This is a genomic window from Kistimonas asteriae, from assembly GCF_018263925.1.
GTDB lineage: Bacteria > Pseudomonadota > Gammaproteobacteria > Pseudomonadales > Endozoicomonadaceae > Kistimonas > Kistimonas asteriae.
In genome coordinates this window covers 135091-148218 of the sequence record NZ_JAEVHF010000001.1, presented here as the reverse complement: position 1 = coordinate 148218, position 13128 = coordinate 135091, and the positions used below count along the sequence as shown (strand labels likewise).

At 51.7% G+C, this 13128-nt stretch carries 11 protein-coding genes; all 11 read left to right on the top strand.

Annotation, left to right across the window (positions count from 1 at the left end; genetic code table 11):
* The first annotated feature begins 25 nt into the window (after window positions 1-25).
* The 11 genes from hrpA to ccmB all read left to right on the top strand — a co-directional run bounded on the left by hrpA (window position 26) and on the right by ccmB (window position 13088).
* Window positions 26-3916 carry an ATP-dependent RNA helicase HrpA gene (gene hrpA, locus KHS78_RS00700; RefSeq protein ID WP_343216851.1) on the top strand — a complete coding sequence of 1297 codons (3891 nt, stop codon included), beginning with the start codon at window positions 26-28 and terminating at the stop codon, window positions 3914-3916.
* 93 nt (window positions 3917-4009) lie between these two features.
* On the top strand, window positions 4010-5131 hold the full coding sequence (locus KHS78_RS00695) for a beta-ketoacyl-ACP synthase III (protein ID WP_211824232.1): 1122 nt from the start codon (window positions 4010-4012) through the stop codon (window positions 5129-5131).
* Between the two features lie 138 nt (window positions 5132-5269).
* Entirely contained in the window at window positions 5270-5599 is a 330-nt protein-coding gene (locus tag KHS78_RS00690) for a hypothetical protein (RefSeq protein ID WP_211824230.1), read from the top strand.
* Between the two features lie 147 nt (window positions 5600-5746).
* Window positions 5747-6994 carry an OprD family outer membrane porin gene (locus tag KHS78_RS00685; RefSeq protein ID WP_211824228.1) on the top strand — a complete coding sequence of 416 codons (1248 nt, stop codon included), beginning with the start codon at window positions 5747-5749 and terminating at the stop codon, window positions 6992-6994.
* A 281-nt stretch (window positions 6995-7275) separates the two neighbouring features.
* Window positions 7276-8730, top strand: a complete 1455-nt coding sequence (locus KHS78_RS00680; RefSeq protein ID WP_211824227.1) for a sigma-54 dependent transcriptional regulator — start codon at window positions 7276-7278, stop codon at window positions 8728-8730.
* Window positions 8699-9145 carry a flagellar biosynthetic protein FliO gene (gene fliO / locus KHS78_RS00675; protein WP_211824225.1) on the top strand — a complete coding sequence of 149 codons (447 nt, stop codon included), beginning with the start codon at window positions 8699-8701 and terminating at the stop codon, window positions 9143-9145. Before KHS78_RS00680 ends, fliO begins: the two co-directional genes overlap by 32 nt.
* A gap of 350 nt (window positions 9146-9495) precedes the next feature.
* Window positions 9496-10314, top strand: a complete 819-nt coding sequence (locus KHS78_RS00670) for a P-loop NTPase (RefSeq protein ID WP_211824222.1) — start codon at window positions 9496-9498, stop codon at window positions 10312-10314.
* Window positions 10315-10316: 2 nt separating this feature from the next.
* The gene (locus KHS78_RS00665; RefSeq protein WP_211824220.1) at window positions 10317-11045 is read left to right on the top strand and encodes an RNA polymerase sigma factor FliA; all 729 of its coding nucleotides are present in this window, start codon (window positions 10317-10319) and stop codon (window positions 11043-11045) included.
* A gap of 135 nt (window positions 11046-11180) precedes the next feature.
* Window positions 11181-11573 carry a rhodanese-like domain-containing protein gene (locus tag KHS78_RS00660; protein ID WP_211824218.1) on the top strand — a complete coding sequence of 131 codons (393 nt, stop codon included), beginning with the start codon at window positions 11181-11183 and terminating at the stop codon, window positions 11571-11573.
* 136 nt (window positions 11574-11709) lie between these two features.
* Window positions 11710-12393, top strand: a complete 684-nt coding sequence (gene ccmA, locus KHS78_RS00655; RefSeq protein WP_211824216.1) for a cytochrome c biogenesis heme-transporting ATPase CcmA — start codon at window positions 11710-11712, stop codon at window positions 12391-12393.
* A complete protein-coding gene (gene ccmB / locus KHS78_RS00650; protein WP_425513948.1) occupies window positions 12393-13088 on the top strand; it encodes a heme exporter protein CcmB in 696 nt (231 codons plus the stop codon). The genes ccmA and ccmB overlap by 1 nt, the downstream gene beginning before the upstream one ends.
* The last annotated feature ends 40 nt before the right edge of the window (window positions 13089-13128 follow it).

Sequence of the window (13128 nt, the reverse complement as noted above, 5' to 3'; positions counted from 1 at the left end):
TGAACCGTTTGACTGAGAACCGCGCGTGACCAGAGAAGCTTCCTTTGATTTTCGAAAAGCCGTCAACCTGTGCATGATGAAGGATCGTCACCGGTTTCGTCGGCAGTGGCGTTCTCTGAGTGGTGATGACGCCAGGCGTACACGACTGCAGCAGGCTGTTGAGGTGTCCATGCAGCGTGCCGAACAGCGGCGCCAGAATACGCCCAAAGTCATGTATGACGATGCATTGCCCGTCGTACAGAAGAAAGACGCTATTGCTGAATTGATTCGGGATCACCAGATCGTCATTGTGGCGGGTGAGACCGGCTCTGGTAAAACGACGCAGTTACCCAAAATCTGTCTGGAGCTGGGACGTGGCACCTTCGGTACCATCGGTCATACACAGCCACGTCGTCTGGCTGCCCGCTCAGTGGCTGCACGTATTGCTGAAGAATTGCAGGTCGAGCCAGGTGCGCAGGTCGGATACCAGGTGCGCTTTGCTGACCGAATCAGCGACCAGACCCAGGTCAAGCTGATGACGGATGGTATCCTGCTGGCTGAAATCCAGAATGATCGATTTCTGAGCCAGTACGACACCCTGATTATCGACGAAGCCCATGAGCGCAGCCTTAATATTGATTTTCTGCTGGGTTATCTGAAGTTACTGCTGCCTAAACGGCCAGATCTGAAGTTAATCATCACGTCCGCCACGATTGATGTGGAACGCTTTTCTCGCCACTTTGACAATGCACCCGTCATTGAAGTCTCTGGTCGAACGTATCCGGTGGAAGTCCTGTACCGTCCGCTTGAAGACCTGGATGTCGACGAGGATGGCGATCAGCTGCAATACCAGGGGATTCTCTCGGCGGTACGGGAGATCGAGGCACTTGAGCGCAGTGGTAAGGGACACAGGCTCGGTGACGTGCTGGTGTTTCTGAGTGGGGAGCGGGAAATCCGGGAAGCGGCCAAATGCCTGCGTGATGCCAAGCTGGCGCATACGGAAATCCTGCCGCTCTACGCCCGCCTGAGTGCTGCAGAGCAGAACCGTATTTTCCAGTCCCATGGCGGACGTCGCATTATCCTGTCGACCAACGTCGCCGAAACCTCGCTGACGGTACCCGGTATTCATTATGTGATTGATCCGGGGTTTGCCCGGATCAGCCGTTACAGTGTGCGCTCCAAGGTGCAGCGTTTACCGATTGAAGCGGTGTCCCAGGCGTCCGCTAACCAGCGTAAGGGGCGTTGTGGTCGTATTGCTGATGGCATCTGCATTCGTCTTTATGATGAGCAGGATTTCCTTAATCGCCCCGAATTTACCGATGCCGAGATTCTGCGGACCAATCTGGCCGCCGTTATCCTGCACATGTTGAAAATGGGGCTGGGCGATGTTGCCCGTTTCCCTTTTGTTGATCGACCTGACAATAAGGCAATTAACGACGGCTTTAAGTTATTGCAGGAGCTGGGCGCAGTCGGCGGCGATAACGGTATTACCCGTATTGGCCGTCAGCTGGCGGTATTGCCGATCGATCCGCGTATTGGTCGCATGTTGCTGGCTGCCCATGACACCGGTGCCGTCCAGGAAGTGCTGGTGATTGCCAGCGCATTGAGCATCCAGGATCCCCGTGAACGGCCGGCTGAGAAAAAGCAGGCGGCGGATCAAAAACACCGTGAATTTTATGATGATAATTCCGATTTCCTGTCACTGCTGAATGTGTGGAAATGGTATGAAGAGCAGCGGCAGGATTTATCGCAATCCCAGCTAAGCAAGCTCTGTAAACAACAGTTCCTGAGTTTCATGCGCATGCGTGAATGGCGGGATATGCATCGCCAGTTAATGCTGAGTTGCAAAGACCTCAAGTTAACCGTTAATACGGATGAGGCTGGTTACGCAGCTATTCACAAGGCACTGCTTGCCGGTTTGCTAAGTCATCTGGGTAATCGTCATGAAGAGGCGGATTATCTCGGGGCACGCAATCGAAAATTCTGGGTTTTTCCAGGGTCTGCCCTGTTTAAGCGTAAACCGAAGTGGGTGATGGCGGCAGAGTTGGTGGAAACATCCCGCCTTTATGCACGCAGTGTCGCGAAAGTGGAGCCTGAATGGATTGAGCCCCTGGCCGGTGACCTGGTTAAGCGAAATTATTTTGAGCCGCATTGGGAGAAAAAACGGGCGCAGGTGGTCGCTTATGAACAGGTCACGTTATACGGCCTGGTGATTGTGGCCCGACGAAAGGTGAATTATGGCGCTATTGATCCGGTTATCTCCCGAGAGCTGTTTATTCGACAGGGGCTGGTGGAAGGTGGCTATGAAAGTCGAGCCGGTTTTTATACCCATAACAACAGCCTGATTGCCGAGGTCGAAGACCTTGAGGCGAAGTCTCGGCGACAGGACATTCTGGTCGACCCAGAAACATTGTTTGCTTTTTATGATGAGCGTATTCCTGAGGGAGTCTGTAACGGCAGCAGCTTTGAAAAATGGCGTAAGACCACCGAGCGGGATGATGCACAGTTGTTGTATCTCACCAAAGACTATCTGATGCAGCATGATGCCGCACATATCACCGAAACCCAGTACCCGGAACGGCTGAAATGGCAGGGGCTGGCTTTGCCACTGTCTTACCATTTTGCACCGGGTGAAAAAGATGACGGCGTTACGCTGTCTGTACCCGTTTCCCTTTTGTCGCAGCTGCCTCGCGATCGATTGGAGTGGCTGGTACCCGGCATGCTGCCTGACAAGGTGATTGCCCTGATCCGGTCATTACCAAAGCAGGTGCGTAAGCACTTTGTGCCGGTTCCAGACTATGCCCGTGCGGCGCTCGAGGCGTTAAACCCCTGTGATGAGCCGTTGACGTTGTTGTTGGGTGAGAAGCTGTTCCGTATGACCGGCACACGTGTTCCTGAGGATGCCTGGGATACCGGTAGGCTGGATGATCATTTTCGAATGAATATCCGGGTGCTGGACGACGATGGAAATATGCTGGGGCAGGGACGTGACCTGTCCAGCCTGCGGGAGCAGTTTGCGGATCAGACCCGGGAAGGTTTACGGGACAAGACGGATCGAGATATGGAACGGGAGGGACTGACGTCCTGGAGCTTTGGGGATCTCCCTGAAGAAATGCAACGTCAGCGTGGTGGTTTGTTGTTCCGATCGTATCCGGGGCTGGTGGATGAAAAGACCTCCGTCGCCTTGCGTTTGTTTGATAATCCCCAGTTGGCGCAACAGCAGACCCGTTTAGGCCTTGCACGATTGATTCAATTGGCATTGCCAGAACAAATGAAGTTCATGGCTAAACAGTTGAAGCATTTCAATCGCATCACGCTGTTGGCCGTTAACGCTGTTGATAAGAAAAGCTTGTTGGATGACATCCAGCTGGCAGTTATTGAGCGAGTTTATCTGGAAGATCCGGCATCCTGGCCCCGTGATGAAGTGTCGTTTAACCAGTGGGTTGATCAGGGGCGATCAGAACTGGCGCCCGCTGCAGAAGCGCTGGAAGCTATGCTGTTGGCAGTCTTTGAGAAATTCAATGCGATCAGTCGTCAATTAAAAGGCAAAATCTCGTTCCAGCTGGCATTGTCCATGGCGGATATCAAACAGCAGCTGAGTGGTTTGATTTACCGTGGTTTTCTATCCAACACGCCTTGGGAATGGCTGCAGCAATATCCCCGATATCTCACCGCGATAGAAATGCGGCTGGAGAAACTGGCAGCCAACAGCAACCGTGACCGGGTTGAAACCGATCGACTACAGGGATGGCGCGAAGCCTGGGATGCCAGAAAAGCGGCACTGGAGAAACAGCATGTGGTTGATGAGAACCTCTGGTTGTACCGGTGGATGCTGGAGGAATACCGTGTCTCCGTTTTTGCGCAGACATTGAAAACCCGGATGCCGGTCTCTGAGAAGCGGTTGCGCAAGGCTTGGGAGGAGATTGCCCAGCCCTGAGACGGATGTTTCAAAACCATGACAGCTCCTATAAGATCATCGGTCAGTGTTAAAGAAAAAAAGCCTTCCGGGGCAGTGACCTGAGGACAGGATGTGACAGAGGTAGTAATCAGTGGTACGGGGCTGTATACGCCCCCTTACGCCATCAGTAATGATGAACTGGTAGCAGCTTTTAATGCCTGGGTCAGGCAATCGAATGACGACAACCGGCAGGCCATTGCTGCCGGTGAAGTGGAACCCCTTCCGGAAAGTAACAGCGAATTTATTGAAAAAGCGTCAGGTATTCGCAGTCGGTACGTTGTCGATCGGGATGGAATCCTGGATCCCGAGCGACTCGCACCGCGTATTCCGGAGCGAGATAACGATACCCCCTCTGTGCAGTGTGAAATGGCACTGGCAGCGGCAGAGTTTGCATTGGTCGATGCGGGCCTGGAAGCATCGGATATTGATTTTGTTATTGTCGCCTGCTCCAACATGCAACGGCCTTATCCGGCCATGGCCGTTGAAATTCAGCATTTTCTGGGCATCCAGGGCTTTGGTTATGACATGAATGTTGCCTGTTCGTCCGCGACATTTGGGATTCAGGCTGCGGTCAATGCCATCCACGCAGGCAGTGCGAAACGGGTATTGATGGTCAATCCGGAAATTTGTTCCGGTCACCTTAATTTCAGGGACCGCGACAGCCACTTTATTTTTGGTGACGCCTGTACGGCAGTGGTTCTGGAAGAGGGAAGTATTGCGCGATCAGAGCGCCAATACCGAGTATTAGGTACGCAGCTTTGGACGCAGTTCTCCAACAATATCCGCAACAATTTCGGTTTTCTCAATCGGGGTGATGAAAACGGCATTGGCAAACTGGATAAGCTGTTTGTCCAGAATGGCAGGAAAGTGTTCAAAGAAGTCTGCCCGCAGGTTGCGCGTCATATTTCCGGTCATCTTGATGCGCTTAACGTACCGGTTTCAGCATTGAAACGAATGTGGTTGCATCAGGCCAATCTGAATATGAACCAGTTGGTTGCAAGGCGGGTGCTTGGGAGAGAGCCTGGTACTTCTGAAGCGCCGGTGATTCTGGATGAATATGCCAATACCAGCTCTGCAGGCTCCATCATCGCATTTCACAAGTATCGCAGGGATCTGGAGGCTGGCGACAAGGGCATCATCTGTTCTTTTGGTGCGGGTTATTCTATCGGTAGTGTGATTCTGGAAACCTGTTGATTTTTTTTGAGTGATTCTTTTCTGGTGGTTTTGTGATGTATTTTCTGACATTGCCAAGCCACCAGTCTCTTCTATCTTAAGTACTGTTTAGACACTTGGAATTGTCCTTTCGTTCTAACAATTGCTCTGGAGTTGATCATGAGCCTTTGCCAGAAGTCTTTCTCACTGTTTCCTTTGTTGCTGGTTTTTCCCTTATTGGCTAATCAATATGATCGTTATGATGAGATTGAAACAACGGAGTCTCTGAATCAATCCGAATCGCTGATGGAATCAGAGCCACTTGAGACTTTTGCAGAAGGTGATTCATCGAAAATACATCATGCTGAGCCTGAAAGTCAGGAATTTAATAATGAATTTAATGTTCCGGATAGCGATGATGTTAATGAGCAATCTTCTGAGCAGAATGGCCAGAGGTACGATGGTAGCCCTGAAAATCATCATGCAATCTATGAAGAAGAAGGGTATTGATCCGTCTGTCATCAATGTGTTGGGTGAGTGTCAATAAACATCAATAAAACGTTAATAATTATTTAACCCGCCTGTCATATTCAAATACCACACTACCTCGCGAAGACAAAAAACAATAAACAAAAGACCACACCGAGGAGTGTTTTGATGAAACTGAAACCGCTTGCAGCGTCCGTTGTTGTTGCTGCCGGTCTGGCGAATATGGCCAGCGCTGGTGATTTTATTGAAGACAGTAGTTTGAAGATCAAATTCAGAAATGTCTATTTCAATGAAATGGGCCGCAGTGATGAAAATACCAAGGATCGTCGTGAATGGGTGCAAGCGCTAATTGCCGATTTTAAGTCTGGCTACTTTGCCGATGTGATTGGCTTCGACCTGTCTGCGGGCGGTGCCATGGCGCTGGCCAACGAGATGGATGGCGAAAAGAATAACTGTAAAAACTCTAACCTGCCCCTGGATGGCGGTGACAAGACCCAGTGTGATCTGAATGATATCGGCGGCATCCATCAAGCTTATGCGAAATTCAAGTATGGCCTGGATGACGTTGAACTTTCCGGTAACTACGGCAAGAAAAAGCGTAAGTTCAAGACTTACAGTGACTCTGGCTCACGGGCACTGCCTGCCGCTACGTTCGGCGGTGAAGGTACCCTGAGTATTAATGACTTTGATCTGTATGCAGCACAAATCACCGGTTTCTCGCCCCGTAATCAGAGCTATTTCAAAGAAGACCTTACAAACGGCACCGAGAAGATTGATAACCTGCGTATCTATGGACTGAAAGGTAAGCTGGCAGGGGTGAGCTTCCAGGTTGAACAGGGTGCTTCCAAGGATTATCTCCAGCAGCGCTATGCTCAGGCCGGTTACGATATTGATCTGAATGACGACATGACGCTGGGGCTGGATGTTCGTTACGGTAAGCAGGAAGATGACGGGGACCTCTATGGCAGCCAGCACGAGTCCAAATTTATTAACCTGAATGCCGCTCTGGAAATGGGCGCTACAACGCTTTATGCCGGTTACAACAAGGTCACTGATGGCGACTGGGATACCGCCTATTTCGATGATGACCATGGCAAGTGGAGTTCATCAGTCTCTCTGCATGAAGATTTTGCGGATGAAGATGAGAGAACCTGGCTAGTCGGTGTGAGCTACGACTTTTCTGATATGGGTATCGAAGGCCTGGAAATCGATACGTATTATGCCCGCGGTGAAATCGATCAGAGTGGCGTGGATACGTCCCGCTGGGAGCGCGGCACCATCCTGACCTACGCGTTTGGTGGTGATCTAGAGGGACTGGACCTGGCTTGGGAGAACTATACCAACCGTGGACACGGTGGTGATTCCAACACTGACGATAACCGCTTTTATGTAAACTACAGTATGTCTGTTTTCTGACCACTAGTGCCTTTCGAGCGCGGTGCCTGGACGAAAGGCACTGCCTTGTCACCTGTGTTGTACTTGCTCTGTTTTTCCCCGCGCTCCCCCGCGGGGTTTTTTATTTTAGATGTCAGAATCAGTAGAAACCTATTGAAGACAACGGCTATTTGACGAACCGAAATCTTCCGCCTTAACTGGATATTGATGGTGTCTCATAGAGATTTTTTTCATTTATCCCGCCTCTATCAGCGCTGCAGTGTGACCGGATAGAGCCCTTACTGACAAGGATGATCAGTAGCATGGGTAACAGAAGTCGGATATTAATCATTGATGACGATCAACAGCAACGCCAGGTGTTGAACACCATTCTTGAGTTCATGGGTTGCGAAACTGAATATGCCTCCACGCAGCGTTTCCAGGAGAGGCTAGGTCATGATCAGAATTTCAACGCCGCTGTGCTTGGCTTGCGGGGCCAGAGTGATGAAGCGCTTAAGTTTCTGAATCGTCACCATGCCGGTCTTCCCGTGATTCTCTGTGGGCAATCACGCCCCGGACAGTTGCAGGGAAGTATGCGTCGCCAGGTGGTGGCTGAGCTTCGTCCACCGTTAACTCACAGCCAGATGCTGGAAAGTCTGCATATGTCGCAGATTTATCGCGCGCATTGTCGTCATGGCCAAATGGCTTCCGGGTATCATGATGTCCAGGTGTTCAGAAACCTGGTGGGCAGCAGTCGTCCTATTCGTCAGGTACGTTCCCTGATGAGCCAAGTGATGAAGAAGGACGTCAATGTACTGATTACCGGTGAATCGGGTACCGGTAAGGAAGTGGTTGCCAGAAACCTGCATGAACACTCCGGTCGTCAGGGGCGTCCATTTGTACCGGTCAACTGTGGTGCGATACCGGCTGAGTTACTTGAGAGTGAATTGTTTGGTCATGAAAAGGGTGCCTTTACCGGTGCTATAGCCACCCGCAAAGGCCGTTTTGAGCTGGCGGATGGTGGCACGCTCTTTCTCGATGAAATTGGCGATATGCCGCTGAATATGCAGGTTAAGCTGCTGAGGGTATTGCAGGAACGCAGCTTTGAACGGGTGGGCGGATCCGCACCGATTCACGTCAATGTCAGAATTATTGCCGCGACGCACAAGAACCTGGAGGAAATGGTGGCATCCGGAAAGTTTCGTGATGACCTCTATTACCGCCTCAATGTGTTCCCTATTGATATGCCAGCCTTAAGGGATCGCACCGAAGACCTGCCGCTGATCCTCAACGACCTGATTACGCGTATGGAGCGGGATCAGCGAGGCTCAGTCAGGTTCAGTTCGGCAGCCATCATGCTGCTGTGCAAATATGACTGGCCTGGAAATGTCCGTGAACTGGCGAATCTTGTGGAGCGTCTGTCGATTATCTACCCAATGGGTGTTATTGGTGTGGAAGAATTGCCAGAAAAGTTCCAGAAGCTCGCGGGGCAGGAAGTCCAGGATAGTCGAGTGGTCGAGATGTTTCCCAATACACTTCAGCCACCGGGTTCTTCCGGCCTGGATGAGTTGGCTATCCTGCCGGTCAATGGCCTGAATCTGAAAGATTTTCTGGGTCGGCTGGAGAAGAAGCTGATTCGTCAGGCGCTGGATGATTGTAATAACGTTGTAGCTCGTGCTGCAGACAAGTTACAGATTCGCCGCACCACGCTGGTGGAGAAAATGCGGAAATATGAACTGAATCGTTATGCCCAGACTGATGATTCAGAAACACTTTAACGTCGCTAGGTTTTTTCCTGCCCGTTTTCTCTCGTCGATGTTGCTGCTGTTGCCGTCACTGGCAACAGCAGCTGACGAGGCTGCAGAGACCCCTTCCCTTGGTGGTTACGCCGTTTTTCAGGCGCTATTTTCATTAATACTGGTAACAGGACTGATTTTCGGTACAGCCTGGTTGCTCAAGCGTTTCAATCCCGCGATGTCTCAAAGTGGCCATGGTATGAAAATCATCGGCGCGTTGTCACTGGGTGGGCGAGACCGACTGGTATTGGTGGAGGCTGGCAGTAAGCAGTTGCTTCTGGGCGTTTCGCCAGGGCGTGTGATGCTGGTGGAATCCTTTGATGAGCCCGTGATTGATACAGAATCATCTAATACACCGGTTGAAGAAAAGTTCCGACAACTACTTCGTCGATCCTGATAGTCCCCCTCCTTTTTTACTATCCAATTAAACCGATGTCGTTCCTCTCTGCTGCATAGGTATGCCGGAAGTGGTGGTTATCTGTCTATGGCGCTGAGGTTTAATGGCGGGAATCTGTCGCCTGTTTTTTGAATAGTCAAAAAAACATGCTTATTTTCGATCGAATAATGGATTAAAGGCGTCGTTTTTCAGGATGTTAAAATAAAAAACATAATAGAAACAATAGGATAAATATTTATTTCTGATGGTTTCGATTCTGGCATAGCTATTGCAATTATTATCTTGCTGGCGCCAAGGATTGGTGTTGGCTGATGTCTATCCCATGATAACTAACGGACCGTAAAGGAACTATGGACGTTAAACCAGTGAGAGTCGCTGCGATCGCCAGCGGCAAAGGTGGTGTAGGGAAAACCAGTTTTTCCATTAACCTGGCCGAAGCATTAAGCCGTGCCGGCAATCGTGTCTTGTTAATGGATGCTGATTTTAATCTTGCCAATGTGCACTTGATGCTTGGGCAGACGCCGGAGCAAACCATCGCAGATGTGATGGCGGGGCGGTGTTCAATTGCGGACACCTTCCTGCCTGGGCCTGCTGAGGTCAAGGTTGTGCCCGGTGTCAGAGGAGGGGGAGACCTTGCCGGTATTGATGGGAGCAGTCTGTTATCCCTGATTCAATCCGTCGATGACATTGCCGGTGAGGTCGATATTCTGCTGTTGGATACGGCCGGCGGCTTACGCGAGCGGGATATGCGCCTGGTGGCTGCTGCATCGGATGTCATGGTGCTGGTGACACCGGATAAGGTCACCATTGCAGATACGGCGGACTATATCCGCACGTTGCGTCTGCAATACGGTGTTCAGCATTTCAATGTCGTGACCAACATGGTTCGGAGTCAACGGGAAGGATCCCAGTTGATTCAGGCGCTGCAGTCGCAGATTGGCTTTGATCATGACCTTGTGATCCGCCATGCCGGCACCCTCCCGTATGACCCCGCAGTGCGTAAGGCCAGCGATCGTGCCATGACACTCTTCCAGACCAGCCCTGACTCCAAGGTTTGCCGCGGCATGCGTTCCATTGCCGATGGCATGAACCAGCAGTCTCGCGTGTATTACCCGAGAGGTGGGATGACGTTCTTCTTCGAGAACCAGGTTCTCGCAGGAGGGTGTTAGCTATGGAAGCGTTGATTCGGGAAACTGCGGAGAAAAGCGCCAGCCGGAGAACCTACGCCGAGCTGGTTGAACGGCATGCACCGCTGGTCAAGCGGATTGCCCGTCATCTCTCCGCCAGGATGCCGGCCAGTGTCCAGCTTGATGATCTGGTGCAGGCGGGCATGGTCGGCTTGCTGGAGGCGGCGCGTAAATTTGATGTCGATAAGGGGGCCAGCTTTGAAACCTTTGCCGGCATCCGGATTCGTGGCGCCATGCTGGATGAAATTCGCCGTGGAGACTGGGGGCCGCGTTCAGTCTACCGCAACAGTCGGCGGGTCAGCGAAGCAATTCGCGCGGTTGAGGCCCGGTTGGGAAGAGACTCCCGGGATGCTGAAGTGGCGGCAGAGATGGATCTCTCATTGGATGAATACTTCAACATTCTGCAGGACTTGCGTGGCTGTCGGCTGTTCAGTTTTGAAGACATGTTTGATAGCGAGGAGTCTCGCCTGCAGCGCCGGTCGGACAACAATGCCCCGGAAATGGATCTGCAGACGGAGAAGTTTCGCAAGGCGTTGGGCTCTGCCATTGAGACCTTGTCAGAGCGTGAACAGCTGGTGTTGAACCTCTATTACGAAAAAGAACTCAATCTTAAGGAGATTGGCAAGGTGCTGGGGGTGAGTGAGTCGCGGGTCAGCCAGATCCACAGCCAGGCGGCGTTAAGACTGAGGGCCCGGTTGCAGAGCTGGGTGTAAGTTGCCCGCTGCAGTCAGGTGGTTTCTGGGCAATGTTTTGCCGTAAGCGGTCAGGAAGACCATGTGGTAAGCAGTTATACAAGGACGTATCGGATGCAACATATAATACGCGTATTCAGATGTATGGTGCTGTTTGTGGCAGTACTTTGGGGGCAAGCGGTAGCGGGTGAATCGCCAGAGCATGTCAAGGGGGCGACAACGGTCAATACGGCACAGGCCATGCGTCTTCATGAGCTGGGCGCCATGTTTATCGATATTCGCACACGGCGGGAGTGGAACTGGGGGCATGTGGAAGGTGCACACCACCTGGGACTCAAGTCAACCTTTGCCCTGCTTTACCATGATGGCTTCATGGATCGAAAAACGCCGGTGGTGATTTATGGTAGTGGTACTCACCGGATTCGCGCGGCTTTTGCGTCGTATCTGGCCGTGTTGTGGGGCTACGAAAAAGTCTTCTATTTCCGGGAAGGGTATTTTTCCTGGCTGGCGTTTGACTTGCCTGTCGTCATGCGGAGCGACAAGCAGTAATGACAGATTGCCGGGTTGCGAACGGAATAGTTATCGCGACCCGGTCAATACATCATCTTCACTTCCTGTTTTGCAAAACCCTGCTTCTTTCTATATAAAGTCAGCTCACTATAACTGCAGGTTTTAACGCATTTGCATGGCTGCCGTCACACCTAACGATCCTCTTTTGACACTCAGGCAACTGTGTTGCATCCGGGATGATCGCGTACTGTTTTCTGAACTGGCACTGGATCTGGCACCGGGTGAAATCGTTCAGGTGACAGGGCCGAACGGTTCCGGCAAGACCACGCTGTTGCGCATTGTGTCGGGTTTGTCGCTCGATTTTGAGGGCGAAATTACGTGGTCCGGTATTGGGGCTGAGCGTAACCGGTTGGCCTACCAGCAGGATCTGCTGTTTATTGGTCACCAGGTGGGAATCAAGGCGGCCTTGACGCCGGAGGAAAACCTCCAGGCTGTTATGGGGATGTATGGGCAGTATAAGAATGGGGATATTCTTGACGCGCTCGGTAAGGTCGATCTCTATGGCTTTGAGGATGTGCCCTGCTATCAGCTGTCAGCGGGGCAGCAGCGGCGGGTAGCACTGGCGCGCTTGCATCTCAGTCGGCAGTGTTTGTGGATACTCGATGAGCCGTTTACCGCGATTGATCGTGCCGGCGTCAAAGCGTTGGAATCGTTATTGATCAGTCACGCTCAGCAGGGTGGGATGGTGATGTTGACGACTCACCATGAACTGAGCATTCAGTATCAGGGGTTAAAGCGGCTTGATCTTGCTGAGTTGCTGTCTGTGTCGGATCATTCATTATCAGTAGAGGCCGTGTAATGATGGAATCGACAGCCCCTTCTGTTTTTCATGCGTTTTGTCAGGTGTTGTCCCGGGATCTCAGGCTGCATTTCCGGCAGCGTGGTGATCTGATGAATCCACTGGTGTTTTTTATCCTGGTGGCCAGCCTGTTTCCGTTAGGGGTTGGGCCAGAATCAAAAACGCTGACCATGATTGGTAGCGGCATCATCTGGGTGGCCGCCCTGCTGGCGACGCTGTTGTCGTTGGATAGTCTGTTTCGGTCTGATTTTGATGACGGTTCGCTTGAGCAAATCATGCTCAGTCCACAACCCCTCTATGTCCTGGTGATGGCGAAAGTGTTAGCTCACTGGTTGGTGAGTGGCTTGTTACTGGTGATCCTTTCTCCGGTGTTGGCTGTGATGTTTTACCTGCCAGCGAAAGCGTTTCCTGCATTGATCGCCACACTGATGCTGGGTACTCCATTGCTGAGCTTGCTCGGTGCCATTGGGTCTGCCTTGACTGTGGGGTTGAAAAAAGGAGGGGTGCTGATGTCGCTCCTGATTCTGCCTCTCTATATCCCTGTTTTAATTCTGGGAACCGGCTGCATAGATGCCGCAGTGAATGGCCTGGCCTGGAGTGGCTATCTGCTCTGGCTGGGTGCCATGCTCATGCTGGGGGTGACCTTTGCGCCCTTTGCTATCAGTGCGGGACTGCGGATCAGTATCAGCGGTTAAGTGAGTAAATAGCGCAGCCATGGTAGTATTGCGCCAGATC